The sequence below is a fragment of the Thermoanaerobacter sp. A7A genome (assembly GCF_000445185.1).
Classification (GTDB): Bacteria; Bacillota; Thermoanaerobacteria; order Thermoanaerobacterales; family Thermoanaerobacteraceae; genus Thermoanaerobacter.
This window is the reverse complement of record NZ_AVAF01000115.1, coordinates 35,289-53,942: the sequence shown is the minus strand read 5'-3', so window position 1 is coordinate 53,942 and position 18,654 is coordinate 35,289. Positions and strand designations below refer to the sequence as shown.

Here is an 18,654-nt window from a genome sequence, read left to right as displayed (position 1 = left end):
CGGAGCCTGAAGGTCGAGCTTTAGTTTTGTCGCTTTGGAATATCGGAACGACGACTGCAAATATCTCCTTTGAATATTTTTTTACTTTGTCAACAAACTGAGCCGGGAAAACCCCGGCTTTTAGTTTATCCTCTTAATCTTTTTTCTAACAATTCTTTTTCTTTTTCATATCCTGGTTTTCCTAAAAGTGCAAACATATTTTTCTTGTAAGCCTCTACTCCTGGCTGGTCAAATGGATTGACCCCATTTATATATCCACTTATGCCACAAGCCATTTCAAAGAAGTAGACCAGATTGCCAAAATAGTAAGCTGATATTTCAGGGATATTTACTACAAGGTTAGGAACATTCCCATCTGTATGAGCCAATAATGTACCTTCAAAAGCCTTTTTATTGACAAAATCTATAGTTTTTCCTGCTAAAAAGTTAAGCCCATCTATATTGCCCTTGTCTTCATTTATAACTATATCTTTAACAGGTTTTTCAACATTTAAAACTGTTTCAAAAATATTTCTGCTTCCCTCTTGTATAAACTGCCCCATTGAGTGTAAATCTGTCGTAAAATCTACTGAAGCAGGATAAATTCCCTTATTGTCTTTACCTTCACTTTCTCCAAAAAGCTGTTTCCACCATTCAGAAAAATAGTGAAGCTTTGGCTCATAATTTACAAGTATTTCTATAGCTTTGCCTTTTCTGTACAAAATATTTCTCAAAATTGCATACTGCATGCTTATATTTTCATTAAGGTCATTTTTGGTATAAACCATGGAAGCATCGTAAGCACCCTGCATCATCTCGTCTATACTAATGCCTGCCACTGCTATTGGCAAAAGGCCTACTGCTGTCAAAACTGAGTATCTTCCTCCAACATCATCAGGAATTACAAATGTTTCATATCCTTCTTCATCGGCCAGTTTTTTAAGCGCTCCTTTTTCTCTATCTGTTGTAACGTATATTCTTGATTTAGCCCCTTCTTTTCCGTATTTTTTCTCAAGGAAATCTCTAAAAACCCTAAAAGCTATCGCAGGCTCTGTGGTAGTGCCAGATTTAGATATTACATTTATAGAAACATCTTTGCCTTCTATAAGTTCAAGTAAATCGCTTAAATACGTAGAGCTTATGCTGTTTCCAGCAAAATAAATCTCCGGCGTATTCCTCTTACCTTTTGGCAATAAATTATAGAAGGAATGAGAAAGCATTTCAATTGCCGCTCTTGCCCCTAAATAAGACCCACCTATACCTATAACTACAAGCACATCAGAATCTGATTGAATCTTCTGTGCTGCTTTTTTAATGCGTTCAAACTCTGCTTTATCATAATCTTTGGGAAGACTTACCCATCCTAAAAAGTCATTCCCTTGAGCATTTTTATTAAGCACCATATCAAGAGATAACTTTGCATGCTTTTCCATATATTCAATTTCTTTTTGACTTACAAATTGTAGAGCTTTTGAATAATCAAAACCTATCAATTTCTTCATATGTAAACCTCCATTCCTTATTTACATACTCATATTTTATATCATAAATCTATCTTATTCAAGTTTTTCAAAAGTATGTATAAGTTTACTTAGCTTTATTTTTATACAGTAATAAATTTTTGTCAATCTTTTTGGAATTTTTACTTTATGGGATATAATATAAAGAGGAGGTGCAAAAGTTATGAAGGCATTAGAGGCTTTAAAAAAGAGAAGAAGTATAAGGAAATACATAGATAAACCTATTCCAAAAGAAATATTAGAAGACATAATAGACTGCGCAAGGCTTGCTCCCAGTGGAAATAACGCACAGCCTTGGCATTTCGTCGTTATAACAGACAAAGAAAGACTTAAATTCATAGCAGAAAAAGCTACATATGGGAAATTTATTAAAGATGCAGGAGCTTGTATCATCGTCTACTGCGATAAAAATAACAGACATCACCTGGAAGATGGTTCAGCAGCAACAGAAAATATATTACTCGCAGCTACTGCCTACGGCATAGGTTCCTGTTGGGTAGCTGGGTATAACAGAACCTATGAAAAAGAAATAAACGAATACCTCAACATTCCTGACAACTTAAGAATGATTTCTATTATATCATTAGGATATCCCGCAGAAGAGCCACAACCAAAATATAAAAAAGCTTTATCTGAAGTTTTACATTGGGAAAAATTTTAAATGAAAGAGGGTTATAATATGTCAAAAGTAGTGGAGAGATTTTTAAAATATGTAAAATATCATACAACATCGGATGAAAACTCAACAACTTATCCCAGCACTGAGGGACAAGTAATATTTGCAAAAGAATTAGCAAATGAGCTTGAAGAAATAGGCCTTAAAGAGGTGAATGTAGATGAAAACGGTTATGTTACGGCTTTACTTCCTTCAAATACTGACAAAGAACTTCCTACAATAGGATTTATAGCTCATATGGACACAAGTCCTGACATGTGCGGCAAAGACGTAAAGCCTCAGATAATAGAAAATTATGATGGCAAAGATATAATCTTAAACAAAGAAAAAAACATAGTATTATCTCCTACTGAATTTCCAGAGCTTAAAAATTACATAGGAAAAACTTTAATCACCACAGACGGAACAACTCTTTTGGGAGCTGATGATAAAGCAGGAATTGCAGAAATAATAACAGCTATGGAATATTTAATAAATCATCCTGAAATAAAGCATGGCAATATAAAAGTAGCCTTCACACCTGATGAAGAAATTGGTAGGGGTGTAGACAAATTTGATGTAAAAAAATTTAATTGTGATTTTGCTTATACTGTAGATGGCGGTGGAATTGGAGAAATAGAATACGAAAATTTCAATGCTGCCAGTGCTAAAATCAAAATTAATGGCAGAAATGTGCATACTGGAACAGCAAAAGGCAAGATGAAAAACTCCATTTTGATTGGAATAGAACTCCAAAATATGTTACCTGAACATGAAATTCCTGCCCATACTGAAGGATATGAAGGTTTTTATCATTTGAACAATTTTGAAGGCAATGTAGAACAAACTAAAATGTATTATATTATCAGAGATTTTAATAAGCAAACTTTTTTAGATAAAAAAGAATACCTAAAAAGCATTGTAGAAACATTAAATAAAAAATATGGTGAAGGCACACTAGAGCTTGAACTTAAAGACCAGTATTACAATATGAGAGAAATAATTGAAAAGCATATGCACATAGTCGATACAGCATTAGAAGCAATGAAATTAGTAGGAGTGGAACCTAAAATAGTGCCTATAAGAGGAGGCACTGATGGAGCAAGATTAAGCTATATGGGGCTTCCAACACCTAATTTATTCACAGGAGGGCATAATTTTCACGGTAAATATGAATTTATACCGACATATGCAATGGAAAAAGCAGTCGAAGTTATAATAAAAATAATTGAGCTTTATGCACAAAAATAAGGGATGGTCAAAAACTATCCCTTTAATAATACAACCACTAAAACAAAAAAGTTTTTCACATACACATATTTTTCATTTATCAAAAATTGAAGTTTGGCTAATAGCGCAAGATTTAATTTCCCTTTTTTTTATTACATCATCTTTTGCCAATTTGCTACACAACAATGGAGAATTCACATTATATTGCTTTACATTTTCTTTTATAGAACTTATATTGCTGTTTGCATAGCAATAAATACAACCATGCAAACAAGTATCATAAGCACCAACATCGACGCTTTCAGCGCAACCACAAAGCTTCCTCTGATTTTTATCTTTTCCTACATTAAGCTTTTTCCCCGAAAGTTCCGCTATTAAATCCGGGTCTATACATCTTGCATGCTCTACACCATAGGAAGATAAATCCAATTCTTCAGCACAAATCTCAAGTTTAATTGAGTGCTCTTTCGCTATTTCATAAAATCTATGTGCAATTTCTAACTTCTGTTCTTTATTTATCTCATAAGCACCTATCTTTTCTAAATTCTTACGCACTTTAGGATAAAAGGTCACAAAACTAATGATACATTTTGAAGTGTAGCCGTAAAGTTTAGACAGTATCTCTTCAAAATTTTTCACATGGTAATCTATATCAAACCCTTGAGTTAAAATAATAGGGTCATATCTTAAAATAACACGCTTTTTCCCTATTTCTTTGGCTAACCTTTTAAAAACTTCAATTGCATGAGACTTTTTCGGCACATTTTTTTCTATTTTTTTATCATAAGGATTTAAAGTAAATTGAAAATAATATGTATAGTCCTCTATTAAATGCAATTTTGGTATCATTTTTTCTGGATTTTTTGTCCAAAACACAATGCCATCTACTGCATCTTTCTTTAAAGAAACTTTACTGACTTGATGAAAATTAAAAGGATTCCTCACCAAAACATAGCCTTCCTCAATTCTTTTAAAAAACCAATCGCTGTAAAAAGCCGGAATATCCGTTCTCCTGCTCGCACTTATTATCATTCAAATTTCTCCTTTCAAAAAAAGAGAAATTGACATGTTCATTTTTACTTTAACATCAATGACAATTCATGTCAATTTCTCCGCTTTTGAATTAACTTTCTTTGTTAAGTTTGTACTCTATTGAATCAACAAGGGCTCTCCAACTGGCCTCAATAATATCTGTAGAAACCCCAATTGTGCTCCATGAATCTTTTCCGTCTGTCGACTCTATTATAACTCTAACTTTAGCAGCAGTTGCAGAATTAGAATCCAAAACCCTCACTTTATAATCTGTCAACCTCATTTCTTTTATCTGTGGGTAAAATCTCTCCAGTACTCTTCTTACAGCATTATCAAGAGCATGTACTGGCCCATCTCCCTCAGCTGCAGCTATCTCCTCTATACTATCGACTTCCACTTTTATAAGTGCTGAAGAATTAACACTATTTACAGAAGGCTCATTTACAATAACTTTGAACTCTTTTAAATTAAATGCTGGTTTATATTTTCCAAGAACCTTTCTTATCAAAAGTTCTAAAGAACCTCCTGCATTTTCATATTGATACCCTAAATACTCCATTTCTTTTAATTTATCTAAAATTAACTTTGTTTCAGGAGAATCCTTTGTAATAGTTGGATCTATTTCATTTATGGCATTTAGCACTGTTCCTCTGCCTGCAACTTCAGAAATCAAAAAGGTCCTACTATTTCCCACTAAAGAAGGGTCAATCAGTTCATAAGAATAAGTATTTTTATTTACAGCATCAGCATGCATCCCCGCTTTGTGGGAAAAAGCATTTTTCCCCACATAAGGCGCCCTTTCATCGTGAGTGACATTTGCAATTTCACTTACAAATCTGGCTAAATGAGTCAATTGTTTTAGATTTTCATCAGGCACACATTTATATCCCATAAGTAATTGCAAATTCGGTATCAAGGTACATAAATTCGCATTGCCACATCTTTCACCATAACCGTTTATTGTACCTTGTACTTGTATTGCCCCTGCTTGTACTGCCATTATAGAATCTGCGACAGCCATTCCGTTATCATTATGACAGTGTATTCCTACTTCTGTATTAAATTTATCCACAACAGTTTTTGTTATTTCATAAACCTCCATAGGAAAAGCTCCGCCTTTTGTATCACACAAGCATATACTGTCTGCGCCCGCCTCTAATGCTACTTCTAATGTCTTTAAAGCATACTCTGGATTTTGTTTGTAACCATCAAAAAAATGCTCTGCATCAAATATAACTGACTTACCTTTGTCTTTAAAAAACTTTACTGTATCATAAATCATTTTTAAGTTTTCTTCTAAAGTAGTTTTCAAAATTTCTGTAACTTGAAAGTCCCATGACTTGCCAAAAATAGTTACTACCTCTGTGTCAGCATTTAAAAGGGAAATCACATTAGCATCCTCTTCGGTAGTTGTATTCGCTCTTCTTGTGCTGCCAAAAGCGATTAATTTAGCATTTTTTAACTTAATATTTTTAACTCTTTCAAAAAATTCAATATCTTTAGGATTAGACCCAGGATTACCTGCCTCAATATATGTTACACCAAACTCATCAAGAACTTTAACTATCTTTAATTTGTCTTCCACAGTAAAAGATATACCTTGTCCTTGAACCCCATCTCTTAATGTTGTGTCGTATATCCGTATACTCTTCACAATGCATCCCCCTTTATACCTTTTTTATGTATAGTACATATTTTATCAAATTGAACTGATAAAGTGAAGAGGTAAATAAAAGTTTTTCATTAAAGGTTTCATTGGCTTAATTATGTCAATATCTATGTTATAATAACATTAGCAAATCAAATGAAAAGGAGGGCTTTCAATGGATGCACTAGACAAACTTAAAAATAGAAAAAGTTGCAGAAGTTTTCTAGAAAAGCCTAAAAGACTTTACATTAAAAAAATAAATAAATGATATTTAATTAATTTTACCATTTTAGCATAACAATACTCATTAATATAACTCCAATAACTATTGACATCGTTATAAAAACAGAAGCCAGTTTAGAATTTAATCCCCTTTCATTGGAATATACTACAGCCACCATTGGAGTTGGGAGTATAGAACCAATTGCAATAATTTTTACAATCAATTGGCTTGTATCAAATAAAAATGCCAATAATAAAAATAAAATGATACCAGGCAAAAATTTTACAAACATACCTATGCCCAAAGCTTTTAACTCATCTTTATTTAAGTTAAAATCTAAAAAGTAACCTATTGTAAATAAAGCAAGAAAACTGTTAGGTATAGAGAGCTGATAAATAAAATCTTTAACAATTCGTTCTAACTTAATATTTAAAAAATTCATCAAGAGAGACAATAAATATATATCAAGTGGAAAGAAAAAAATTATTTTTCTTATTACTTCTTTTAAATTAAAATTCTCCTTATCAGAGCCTAAAAATGCTACAGCATAAGCAAGTCCAAAAACAATAAAAGAATTGCCTATATCAAACATTGAAATAGTCATTACTCCTTTACTTCCATACACCTGCTGTATAAAAGGCAAAGCAAATAAACCAATATTATACCCACATATAGAAACTAATAAAGTCCATTTATCTTCATCATCCAATTTAACTTTTTTTACAATAAAATAACCTAATAAAAAAGTAAGTAAACCTAAAAGAATACTTATAATAGGCAAAATTAATAAATGCAAATTAATAGTATGCTCAGAAAAAACTATTAATATTGTAGCAGGTAGTGTAATATATAAAACTATTTTACTTAGTACATCTCCAGCGTTATCTGGTATGATTTTTAATCTTTTAAATAAATATCCCAATAAAATAATTCCAATGTTCAACAAAATCTTTTCTACTATAATAAAATGCTCCAATATAAGTCACCTCAATATTATTTTAGCATGATATGATATGTTGACAAATCATAGTTTGTATTTTAAAAAATGTTTTGAATTTTCTTTAGCATAGCATACCCGGAAGTCTTAATATTTATTTCAATCTGTCCTTTTGCATTATTACCTACAATTTTTATCCTGCTTTTACCTTTTTCAGTTTGTATAGTTTTTTCACCTTTTCCGCTTTGTTCAAAAACATTTATTACTTTATTTTCAGGTGTAATAAATACCAATTTGAATTTGCCTTTATCTACTTTTGAATCAAATTTAATCGTTACTGTCCCATTCCCCTCAGATTCTACTTCCCAAATAGTCTCCATTCCATAAAAACCACTGTATACTATTTTTAAGTTGTTATCTTTTATATCTCCTACCCTATTTAAAAATGTATAACTATCTCCTTCATTTATTATTTTAGCATTGTCATTGTATATTTCTTTTTGATAACTGCTAATATTGCCACATCCGCAAAAAATAAACATTACCAAAAACAAAAGTATGAATTGCTGTAAAAATTTATTCATCATGGAATTATACCTCCCATATTAATTTCTGATACATAAAGTAAACCACAGTATGTTTATTTATACTTAAAAATATTAATTTTTTCGATCTCTATACATTTGTCGCCATCAAACTCAAACTTTACAATCCACGGCATAACATGTTTGATTTCATTAAATTCATTATATCCAAATGATTTATCATAAAAATTGATAATAGTACTCAATATAGTACCATGAGTCCCTATTGCAATATTTTGGTTTTTATAATTCTCTAAAACTTTTTTCAGTGCTGCAATACCTCGTTGCTGTACCTCTGATAAACTTTCCCCATCTGATAATTTAAAATTAAAATCTTGCCATTGCTGTCTCGCAAAAGAATCAAAATCATCAATCCATTCACTATCAACCTTGCATTCTCTAAAATCCGGAACAGTAATTACTGGTAGGTTAACTTTATTAGCAAAATCTACCAAAGTATCCAACTGCTCGTTTATATGGACTTGATAAAATAATTTTAATATCTTTATCCATCAAATAAGCTGTGACAAGTTGTCTATCGATTAAGCCTTTATCCTGTAAGAGGTCTTAACTCATCATTGTGCTCTGTATAGTCTGATTCTGCATGACGAATAAAATAAATTGTTGTCAATTAACCCACCTCCACCATATTATTTCAACATTATTCCTTAACTCCTGTATTATGTTGATAAATTTTAACATAATCACCGTCACTTTGAAATATGGTTTCGTGATTAATTCCTCTTAGCATGATGTGGTAAATTCCCGTTTTGCTCTTTTCTCGTGCTTTCCTTGGCATTTACTACCTCCTATCGTAAATTATATATATATTATATCATATTGTTAAACAAGTCCCTGTTACAATATTTTTTTCATTTTCTTATTTTTCAGCCAGGCCCCTGTCTCCTTATCCTTAAGTATAAGTCTTCGTTACTGTAAATTTTCCCTTTTGTGCTATAATACTATTAGCAATTAAAAAGTGGAATTTTTGAAGAATACAATAGATAAATTTAAAAAGGAATTAATATAAAATAATGGTTGTATAAACTCCGCCAATTCCTCAACAAACAGGAGGTATTATATGGCAACTAAAAAAGAAATAAAAGAAATACTTAATTTAGCACTACCTGCAGTTGGAGAAATGCTACTATACATGGTAGTGTGGGTAGTAGATACGATGATGGTGGGACAATTTGGCGGTAAAGACAGTGTCAGCGCTGTAGGCCTTGCATCAGAAATTATATATACCTTCTCTAATATTTTTATAGCAATGGGAATCTCCATAGGAGTAACTTCTTATGTCGCCCGTAGTATTGGAGCGAAAGATTTTGAAGTTGCTAAAAAATACGCATCTCAAGGAATTTTTTTAGGATTTATTTTTGCTATTTTCATTTCTTTAATACTTTTTACCTTTGCAGGAAATTTTTTAATAATAGCTGGCGCTACTGGTAATGTGCTTGTCTTAGGAAGGATATTTATAAAAATTGCATCAATAGGTATTTTCTTTAATATGCTTATGAATATATTAAACGCAATTTTAAGAGCTCAAGGAAATACAAAAACGCCTATGATAGGAGCAAGTATAGTCATATTTATTAATATTTTATTGGACTGGATTTTGATATTTGGAAAATTCGGATTGCCTGCTTTAGGTGCAAAAGGGTCTGCAATTGCTACTACTATAGCACAAATTACTGGCTTTATATTTATAATGTTATATTACTTCAACCAAAAAATATTAAATATCGAGCTTCGTGATATAGTGGACTTTGACAGGCAAATAATTGTAGATATACTGAAACTTGCCTTCCCTGCTTCTCTTCAAGAAGCTGCCTTTGACATAAGTCGACTTATTTCAATATTCATGATAATGCACCTTGGGACAGTAGCTTTTGCAGCAAATCAAATTGCAACTACGATTGAATCTATATCTTTTATGCCAGGATGGGGTTTTGCAGTCGCTGCAACCACAATGGCAGGTCAAATGGTAGGAGCTAAAAAATATGACAGTGCAAAAAGGTATACAAATATTTCGGCATTATTTGCTGTAGCAATTATGGGTACAATGTCTATACTATTTCTGACAATACCCCATCTCTTTATAAGAGCTTTTATAAAAGATGCTGACGTAATAGCTGTCGGCATCCTTTGCCTTATGGTAGCCTCCATTGAACAGCCTTTTATGGCAGTTGGTATGGTTTATGGAGGAGGCCTTAAAGGAAGTGGAAATACAAAGACTCCCTTTATTATCTCTACAATATCCAGCTGGTTTATAAGACTTCCTCTTATGTACGTAGTCATTTACATCTTAAAATTAGGAGTTGTATATGTATGGTTTGTAACAGCTATCCAATGGGCTTTTGAAGGAACTACAATGTATTTATACTTTAGAAAAGAAATAAATAAATTGAAAGGTGCAGTAAAAGATTTTTAATACGCTTTACTGCACCTTTTTATCACTATTTAAGCATTATAAAATTAACTGGGAGGTAAGAAAATGATTGACGATGGCTTAATCCATGAAATCAAAAATAAATTCCCTTTTATTAAAAACCTAAAGGATAAAAATAAGTTAGACAATTTTATGAGAATCATCAAAATTATCAAGTTGAAAAATGGAGAAAAACTTTTAGAAGAAGGAGATTACTGTACCGACATAGTTTTTGTTATAAATGGAGTAGTAAGAGTATATAAACTTTCTCCTGAAGGAAAGGAAATAACTCTCTACAGACTTTACGATGGCGAAACCTGTGTCTTAAATGTAGCGTCTATTATGAGTAATACACCTTATCCTGCAACTGCTGAAGCTGAACAAGAAGTTTTAGTTGGTCTTATTCCAGTTTCATTTTATAATGATTTATTTTTTACAGAGCCATCATTCCAACAATTCATTTTTAATACTGTATCTACAAGGTTTCAAGAAGTTATATTGTTAATTGATGAAATTGTATTTAAAAATGTAAACTTAAGATTGGCTAAATTTATATTAAAAAAATCAGCTGAAAATGGGCAAAAAGGAAGCTTGGAAATTACCCATGAAAAAATCGCCGCAGAATTGGGTACCGCAAGAGAAGTAATCAGTAGAATACTTAAAGACTTCGAAAAAGAAAATATTGTTACACTTTTACGAGGAAAAATTATCATAAAAAATGAAGAAAAATTAAAAAGAATTGCAGAAATGTGACTTTGTCACTGAATTAAATTTTATAGTCTTGTATAATAGATATCAAGATAGGAAAAATAAATCGAGGAGGTTATAAAAATGAAAAATATTGGAAAAATTGATAAAATAATCAGATATATAATAGGAATAGCTTTGTTGAGTCTGTTGTTTTTAGTTCATAGTAACCTAAGATTTTTGGGATTAATAGGACTTGTACCAATATTAACAGCTGCTTTTGGTTTCTGCCCATTATATGCCTTATTTGGCATTAATACATGTTCAACAAAAAAATAAAAATTTTCTTTATGTAATATCTTAGTTTTAAATTTTAAATCAGTTAATGATGTAATAATTTTTTATCAAATTAATGTGAGGGTTTAATACCCTCCTTTAATTTGATATATCTTTAAAAAATTGAAGGCAACACCAATGCCACACTTTCCACATGATACGTATAAGGGAACATATCAACAGGCTGAACTTCTATCGTTTTGTATCCATTGTCTTCAAGATATCTTAAATCTCGTGCTAATGTAGAAGGATTACAAGAGACGTATACAATTTTTTTCGGATTCATTTTTATAACTGCTTCTAAAACAGATGTATCACAGCCCTTTCTTGGAGGATCCATTATAACTACATCTGCTTTGACTCCTTTATCAGCCAACTCAGGCATTACTTTTTCCGCATCCCCTGAAATAAATTCCACGTTTTTAATGCCATTTATGTAAGCATTTCTCTTTGCGTCTTCCACTGCTTGGTGGACAGCCTCAATACCATAGACAAAGGCTGCCTTTTGTGCTGCAAACAAAGATATAGTCCCTATACCACAATACACATCTATTACAGTCTCCTCACCTTTTAAATCAGCATATTCAAGGGCTTTTCCGTATAAGACTTCTGTTTGAACAGGATTTACCTGAAAAAATGACAAAGGGGATATTTCAAATTTTATGTCTTTTATATAGTCAATAATGTTATCGCTTCCGTAAATAGTTATATTTTCCTCCCCCATAATCACATTAGTTTTTTTGGTATTAATATTTATTACTATACTTTTAAGCCCCCTTATCTCTTCTTTTAAAGCATCAATCAGTTGTTTTTTATATGGTATGTCCTTTCCATTAATCACAATAACAGCCATAACTTCCCCAGTTTTAAAAGCAACTCTTGTGGCAATATGCCTTATCAGACCTTTTCCTGTTTTTTCGTCATATACAGATATGTTGTATTTTCTAATCCAATTCCTTACAATCCTAGCAATCTCATCACTAATCTCATGCTGTATCATACAACTTTCCACAGGCACAATGTCATGAGAACGAGGAGCGTAAAAACCTGTAACAGCAGCTTTCCCTTCAACCATTCCAACTGGAAATTGTGCTTTATTTCTATACCGCTGAGGCTTTTCCATCCTTATGGTATCGTGGACTTTTGTATACACTTTGCCTATTCTCTCTAAATTGTCTTTGACTTTTTGTGTTTTATATTTTAACTGCCCTTCGTAGCTTAAATGCTGTAAAGAACAGCCACCGCACTTATCTGCATAAGGACATAAAGGTTCTACTCTATCGCGAGACTTTTCTAATATTTCTACTACATGACCTATAACGTAATTTTGGGAAATTTTATCTATTTGTGCAACGACCCTCTCTCCTGTCAATGCTCCTTCTACAAAGACAGCCACTCCTTCAATTCTTCCAACTCCTTGGCCTTCATGGGCCATATTGTCAATATATACCTCGTATTTTTCCCCTACTTTTATGTCGTGCAATTCAAAAACGCCTCCTTCACAATTATTATACCTTTATATAGCAAAAAAATATAGAGGATAATACATCCCCGCTATTTTTTCCCTAACACATATCTATCATAAACTGTTTGAGGCATATCTACAACTTTATGCTCTATATTTGAAACGAACAATACTACATACTCTGCATGGGCCCAGTTAAGAGGCGATGCAGAATCTGTAGGAAGTCCTGTATCTTCCCAAACTTGCTCAGACAACACATAGCCTTGATTTGCAAAATTCTCCATTGCCTTAAGGTATTCATCAGCACTTTTACCTGCCGCTATTTCATACATACCTCTTTCACCAGTAAGAAGAGGCCATAATCTTCCTTTACCTGTGCCATGATATAGTTCTGTTTTAGAAGGCTCTCCATAGCCATCATGATTATACCTATACCAACAAGGACCTTTTGGAGTATTAACTTTTATGAGGTTGTCTACTACATAAATAGTGGTTAATATCTTAGGGTCATTGGCAGGTTTTACTCCCAACCGCACCAATTCAAGAAAACTTGGGTCTATAATTTCCTTTTGGTCATAGACTCCACCACCGTTAGCGATGCTTATTAAAAAGTCTGCATTTGGATCCGGTAGTCCTGCTATTCTTATGTAATACTGTCCATTTCCATACGGTCCTTTTGTTGTATAAGTCAGCTCATCAATTAACTTTTGCCATTTATCAGCCTTATCCAAATATTTTTGGGCACTTTCCATATCTTTATTTTGTTTTGCTATGTCCGCAGCACATACAAGTCCCGCAACTTCAGCTGCCATTGTTGCAGGTGAATATCCCCCTGCTTCTTCCCATCTTTCTTGCCCTGTTTTGGGGCCAATTTTTGTAATAAAGTCCGCAAGAGGTTTTACCAATTTTTCATACAAATCATACCGCTTTAGCTGATATGCCAGTATTATAGGGTCTGCTTGCTCATCCATTTGAATGCCATTCCAATAAGGCCCCCCATTTATCCAGGTATTTTGTGGAATAAACCCATTTTTCTCTACTACCATAGTTAAAAAGTCTAAGGCTCTATTAGCAGAATCTTTGTCTCCAGCTGCAATAAAAGCATTCGCAATGTGATATAAGTCCCTTGCCCAAACTAAGTGGTATCCCCCTTTATTTTCATCTCCTTGACCTTCACCCCATGGAATTGAAAGAGAAGCAATGTAGGCACCTTTATTAGTCTTATCTTCACTGGCTTTTAAAATCATCATACTCGTGTAGTATAACTCATTAGCTTTTCCTTTAAAATCTTTAAGCCCATCACAGTATTTATTCCACTCAGCAATGTATATGCCAAGCATTTTATCATAATTGTCCTTTAATGTACTCAAAGCAGTTTTTGCTGCCTCCTCTTCACTTTCTCCAAAAGAAAGCACTGTTTTAAACTCTGTCTTATCGCTTAAATCTATCTCTATTCCTTCAATAATATTCCCTCTTGCCTTATCAAAATGTTGTGTCATAGTTTTGTTTTTTTCTAAATCTGATATCGGGTCATTCACCTGATTATATCCTATAGAATACCCTTTCCATTTTACATCAGTTGTCAAAGCTGAATATATTTTTTCTCTATGTACTATAAGAATTTCCTTATCATTTGCCTTTATAACATACCCCTCATTGTATTTACCTTGATTAGCAATATGAGGGTCATAAGCAAGATAAAGTTTATAATCTTTTACATTCCCTTTCAATGCTTCAAATGTTGTCTTCATAATAACAGAATTCCTTCTAGGATCAGTGAATATCTCTTTTGTAATCTTATATCTTCCTTGTTTGTCAGTATTTATTAGTTTAAATGCTAAAGACCTAGTGTTGAGTTTCTCCACTTTGCTCACTGTATCCTTTGTCTCATCAGAAACAAAACTTTTTCCGTCAGTTACTAAAAATTTTAAAAATTTGCTATTAGCCATATCAATCGTGGGATAGTAAACTTCTGATATTGCACCATGAGTCAAAGTAAACCATACCTTTGAAACATCATTATTTGCAGTTCCAATGCCTTGTTTTTGAGCAGATGCCCAAGTGTCCTCTTTGCCAGGTGCCTGTGGTGCTTCATTAGCAGTTAAGTGCTGAATTTTTACATAAGAAACATCAGAAGAACATCCTGAAAAAATAGTTATTGAAAAAATTATTAAAAATAATATCGCTACAATTTTTCTATTCATCTAATAACACCTCCGTCTTATATCTCTATTTTATCTCAAATCATAAATTTGTGCAAACGTTTGTTATGAATAAAAAAGAAAAAATACACTTAGAAAGTGTATTGAGAAAAAATCGGTTACCCTATTATTTATTATAACTCATTTTAATAGTATTTTATACCATTTTTTATAAATTTTAATCACAGCATTTTGCAAGCATTTCATAAACTTCTGGCATTACTTTTTTTAAATTGATAGGCTTTTTTTCAAGATTTGTAAAGGGATGCTCTGTATAACCTTGTGCTAAAAGTTTGTTATCCTCTTTGCGTATTATATCATATAAAAATTTAAGACGAGTTCCTTTCACAAATTCTAATCGTGTTCGTATTATTATGAGGTCATCGTACAAAGCAGAAGAAAAATATCTACACTGAGCGTCAATTACAGGTAGCATTACATTTTTTTCTTCTAAGCTTCTGTAGGACATCCCCAAAGAGCGAAAAAACTCCGTCCTGCCAATTTCAAACCAATTAAAATAATTGGAATAGTAAACTATACCCATTTTGTCCGTTTCTCCGTATCGAACCCTTACCTCGGCATCCCATACATGCATAATTTAAATCACTCCTTAAAAAAACAAAGACAAGAGAAAATCTTGTCTTATTTATTTAATATTTACAATTCCTTTATACACAAATCCTCTAACTGTGTCAACCGTTACAGTCATGCCATCTTTTAATTTAGAAGTCGCTCCTTCACAACCTACAACTACAGGAATTCCTAAGTTTAATCCCACAATAGCTGCGTGAGAAGTAAGCCCTCCTTCTTCTGTAATTATAGCAGAAGCTTTCTCTATAAGAGGCATAAAATCTCTTTCTGTCTTTGCAGTTACTATTATATCGCCTTCTCTAAATTTATCTTTATCTTTGCTGATATCATTAATAACACATACAACACCTGTAGTAGCCTTAGAACCTATACCTATTCCTCTCAACAAAACATCTCCTACTATATGTACCTTCAACATGTTGGTGGTACCTGTCATAGCTACAGGAATTCCTGCAGAAATTACTACGATATCGCCATTTCTTATAAGTCCCGCATTTAAAGCACTTTGTATTGCAACATCTATCATTTCATCTGTAGTAGAAACCTCTTCTGTAACTAAAGGATATGCTCCCCAGACTATAGAGAGTTTCCTTGCAACACTTTCGCTTGGAGTAGTAGCAATAATCGGAGCTTGAGGCCTGTACCTTGATACCATTCTCGCCGTATAACCAGATTTAGTACAAGTTATTATAGCAGCTGCTCCTATATCTCTTGCAGTAGTACAAGTTGCATGGCTTATAGCATTTGTAATAGAAACATTTGTATCAATATTTCTATCAATGATATCTCTATATCCTACATAAGCCTCTGTCTTTTCTGCAATCTTTGCCATTGTTTCAAAAGCTTCTACAGGATATTTACCCTGAGCTGTCTCCCCTGATAGCATTATAGCATCTGTACCATCTAGAATAGCATTTGCTACATCTGTAACTTCTGCTCTTGTAGGCCTTGGATTTCTCATCATAGAGTCTAACATTTGAGTTGCAGTAATTACCGGTTTCCCTGCTTTATTACATTTTTGTATAATCATTTTTTGAACGATTGGTATTTCTTCAAGAGGAATCTCAACCCCTAAATCTCCTCTTGCTACCATTATTCCATCTGAAACCTTTATAATTTCGTCTATATTTTCTACTCCTTCGCGATTTTCTATTTTGGCAATAATTAAAATATGCTCTGCCTTATTTTCTTCTAAAAGTTTTCTTATTGCCAAAACATCAGCTGCTTTTCTAACAAAAGAAGCGGCAATCATATCAATGCCCTTTTGAATTCCAAACTCTATATCATCTACGTCTTTTTGAGTCAAAGCAGGAAGATTGAGTTTTACTCCTGGAACATTTACTCCTTTATGGTCTTTTACAGGACCAGAATTTTCTACAATACAAACTATATCTTCTCCTTTAACATCAGTAACCTTTAGAGAAATTAACCCATCGTCAATTAGTATGCGGCTACCTCTTTCCACATCTTGAGGCAACCCTTTATAGGATACACTGCATATAGTTTCGTCTCCTAATACATCTCTTGTCGTAATGACAAAAGTTTGTCCTTCTTTTAATTCCACTCCGCCATTTTTAAACTTTCCTGTCCTTATCTCTGGACCTTTAGTATCCAACAAAATAGCAACAGGTAACCCTAATTCTTCTCTTATCTTTTTAATATTGTCAATTCTTGCCCCATGCTCTTCAAAATCTCCATGAGAAAAATTCAATCGAGCAACGTTCATACCTTTCTCAATTAATTTTCTCAGTATATTATAGTCTTCGCTGGCAGGTCCTATTGTACACACTATTTTTGTTCTGCGCATACCTTCACTCCCTAAAATTTATTTATATAGACAATATCTTGCTGAGCTCATAAAGTTTTCTGTTAAACTCCTTTTTCATGGAAAGGGCTTCATCTATATCATCGTCTACAATTTGATTGTTTCGTATACTTATTATCCTCTTGGTTTTATTTTCTAAAAGCAACTCCACTGCTCTTGCTCCCATTTGGCTTGCCAATACCCTATCCATCACTGTAGGAGCTCCACCTCTTTGAATGTGCCCCAAAATAGTATACCTTAAGTCCAATTTTGGTAGCCTTTCTTTAATCATTTTCGCTAGTTCTGGAGCGCTCATAACTCCTTCTGCAAGGACAATTATATGATGAAGCTTTCCTCTCTTTATCCCGTAAGTAATTTTATCGCAAAGTTCATCGATGCTCCATTCCACTTCAGGAAGTATAATCATCTCCGCTCCACCAGCTAGACCAGCATACAAAGCAATGTAACCCGCATTTCTTCCCATCACTTCTATTATATTTGCTCTCTCATGGGAAGTAGCAGTATCCCTTATTTTATTTATTGCATCAATAACAGTATTACAAGCTGTATCAAAACCTATTGTATAATCTGTACAAGGTATGTCATTGTCAATTGTACCTGGAATTCCAATTGTATTTACATTCCATTCTTCACTCAAAAGCTGTGCTCCTCTAAAAGAGCCATCTCCTCCAATTACAACGAGACCTTCTATTCCATGTTTTTGAAGGGTTTCGTAAGCTTTTTTGCGCACCTCTTTTTTCTTAAATTCTTCACATCTAGCAGTTCTCAAAATAGTACCGCCTTTTTGCAATATATCTCCTACTGAAGAAAGATTTAAATCAATAACTTCATCCTCTACTAAGCCTGCATATCCCCTCATAATACCTTTTACTTTAAGCCCATAATAAATTCCTGTCCTTACCACAGCCCTTATAGCTGCGTTCATCCCTGGTGCATCTCCACCACTTGTAAGTATACCAATCGTCTTCATAGTCTACCTCCTCATTTTATCCCACATGGACTTTACTTGTCCCATTTTCGTTAAAGCAGCCCTTTCGGGCAAAAAATTATAAGCCATACTCAATAATAATGCTTTGCGCATCTTGAGCTTCTGCTTTTGGAACTAAAACCTCACAATAAGAACCTTTTTTGTCTATTTTTTTATTAAGTGGACGCAATTTTACCAAAAAACCTTCTTTTGTTAAAACGTCTTTGACCTTTTCTGCTGTCTCCATATTTTGTGCCATGTATATTACCGTCCACATAAAACGGCCTCCTTAGTATTTCTAAATTATATTTTAATCTATTTTTTTGCAGTTATCAACTCAAAA

At 33.0% G+C, this 18,654-nt stretch carries 18 protein-coding genes; 5 read left to right on the top strand and 13 right to left on the bottom strand.

Translation table 11 applies throughout. The features are described 5' to 3' along the window. Positions 1-125: 125 nt before the first annotated feature. Entirely contained in the window at positions 126-1,481 is a 1,356-nt protein-coding gene (locus M663_RS0108420) for a glucose-6-phosphate isomerase (protein ID WP_029688606.1), read from the bottom strand. Between the two features lie 181 nt (positions 1,482-1,662). Here M663_RS0108420 and M663_RS0108415 point away from each other — a divergent pair, with 181 nt between their 5' ends. After that, positions 1,663-2,160 carry a nitroreductase family protein gene (locus M663_RS0108415; protein ID WP_029688605.1) on the top strand — a complete coding sequence of 166 codons (498 nt, stop codon included), beginning with the start codon at positions 1,663-1,665 and terminating at the stop codon, positions 2,158-2,160. Positions 2,161-2,178: 18 nt separating this feature from the next. Beyond that, complete coding sequence (pepT, locus tag M663_RS0108410) at positions 2,179-3,405, top strand: peptidase T (protein WP_029688604.1); 1,227 nt, start codon at positions 2,179-2,181, stop codon at positions 3,403-3,405. Between the two features lie 72 nt (positions 3,406-3,477). On the opposite strand, the gene M663_RS0108405 is transcribed toward pepT, so the two are convergent. The 6 genes from M663_RS0108405 to M663_RS15420 form a co-directional block, all read right to left on the bottom strand. Beyond that, positions 3,478-4,416 carry a DUF1848 domain-containing protein gene (locus tag M663_RS0108405; RefSeq protein WP_029688603.1) on the bottom strand — a complete coding sequence of 313 codons (939 nt, stop codon included), beginning with the start codon at positions 4,414-4,416 and terminating at the stop codon, positions 3,478-3,480. Between the two features lie 91 nt (positions 4,417-4,507). Continuing rightward, positions 4,508-6,070: a citramalate synthase gene (cimA, locus tag M663_RS0108400; protein ID WP_029688602.1), complete on the bottom strand. Its 1,563-nt coding sequence runs from the start codon at positions 6,068-6,070 to the stop codon at positions 4,508-4,510. A gap of 275 nt (positions 6,071-6,345) precedes the next feature. Next, positions 6,346-7,263, bottom strand: coding sequence for an AEC family transporter (locus tag M663_RS0108390; protein WP_042805250.1), 918 nt, complete (start codon positions 7,261-7,263; stop codon positions 6,346-6,348). A gap of 62 nt (positions 7,264-7,325) precedes the next feature. Beyond that, positions 7,326-7,811 carry a hypothetical protein gene (locus M663_RS0108385; protein WP_029688600.1) on the bottom strand — a complete coding sequence of 162 codons (486 nt, stop codon included), beginning with the start codon at positions 7,809-7,811 and terminating at the stop codon, positions 7,326-7,328. Positions 7,812-7,864: 53 nt separating this feature from the next. After that, a complete protein-coding gene (locus M663_RS14675) occupies positions 7,865-8,263 on the bottom strand; it encodes a histidine phosphatase family protein (protein ID WP_273702671.1) in 399 nt (132 codons plus the stop codon). A 206-nt stretch (positions 8,264-8,469) separates the two neighbouring features. Beyond that, on the bottom strand, positions 8,470-8,607 hold the full coding sequence (locus tag M663_RS15420; protein ID WP_273702670.1) for a hypothetical protein: 138 nt from the start codon (positions 8,605-8,607) through the stop codon (positions 8,470-8,472). A 282-nt stretch (positions 8,608-8,889) separates the two neighbouring features. Between M663_RS15420 and M663_RS0108370 the strand changes: the two genes are divergently transcribed. The 3 genes from M663_RS0108370 to M663_RS0108360 all read left to right on the top strand — a co-directional run bounded on the left by M663_RS0108370 (position 8,890) and on the right by M663_RS0108360 (position 11,265). Continuing rightward, positions 8,890-10,242: an MATE family efflux transporter gene (locus M663_RS0108370; protein ID WP_029688599.1), complete on the top strand. Its 1,353-nt coding sequence runs from the start codon at positions 8,890-8,892 to the stop codon at positions 10,240-10,242. Between the two features lie 63 nt (positions 10,243-10,305). Then, the gene (locus M663_RS0108365) at positions 10,306-10,992 is read left to right on the top strand and encodes a Crp/Fnr family transcriptional regulator (protein ID WP_003871321.1); all 687 of its coding nucleotides are present in this window, start codon (positions 10,306-10,308) and stop codon (positions 10,990-10,992) included. Positions 10,993-11,070: 78 nt separating this feature from the next. Beyond that, positions 11,071-11,265 carry a DUF2892 domain-containing protein gene (locus M663_RS0108360; protein ID WP_029688598.1) on the top strand — a complete coding sequence of 65 codons (195 nt, stop codon included), beginning with the start codon at positions 11,071-11,073 and terminating at the stop codon, positions 11,263-11,265. 112 nt (positions 11,266-11,377) lie between these two features. On the opposite strand, the gene rlmD is transcribed toward M663_RS0108360, so the two are convergent. From rlmD to M663_RS0108330, 6 genes are all read right to left on the bottom strand, one after another. After that, a complete protein-coding gene (rlmD, locus tag M663_RS0108355; RefSeq protein ID WP_029688597.1) occupies positions 11,378-12,745 on the bottom strand; it encodes a 23S rRNA (uracil(1939)-C(5))-methyltransferase RlmD in 1,368 nt (455 codons plus the stop codon). Positions 12,746-12,816: 71 nt separating this feature from the next. Further along, on the bottom strand, positions 12,817-14,931 hold the full coding sequence (locus tag M663_RS0108350) for a glucan 1,4-alpha-glucosidase (protein WP_029688596.1): 2,115 nt from the start codon (positions 14,929-14,931) through the stop codon (positions 12,817-12,819). Between the two features lie 175 nt (positions 14,932-15,106). Continuing rightward, a complete protein-coding gene (locus tag M663_RS0108345; RefSeq protein ID WP_029688595.1) occupies positions 15,107-15,523 on the bottom strand; it encodes a thioesterase family protein in 417 nt (138 codons plus the stop codon). Between the two features lie 51 nt (positions 15,524-15,574). After that, positions 15,575-17,326: a pyruvate kinase gene (gene pyk / locus M663_RS0108340; RefSeq protein WP_029688594.1), complete on the bottom strand. Its 1,752-nt coding sequence runs from the start codon at positions 17,324-17,326 to the stop codon at positions 15,575-15,577. A gap of 22 nt (positions 17,327-17,348) precedes the next feature. Then, entirely contained in the window at positions 17,349-18,314 is a 966-nt protein-coding gene (pfkA, locus tag M663_RS0108335; protein ID WP_003868325.1) for a 6-phosphofructokinase, read from the bottom strand. A 76-nt stretch (positions 18,315-18,390) separates the two neighbouring features. Then, positions 18,391-18,588, bottom strand: a complete 198-nt coding sequence (locus tag M663_RS0108330) for a hypothetical protein (RefSeq protein WP_029688593.1) — start codon at positions 18,586-18,588, stop codon at positions 18,391-18,393. Between the last annotated feature and the right edge of the window lie 66 nt (positions 18,589-18,654).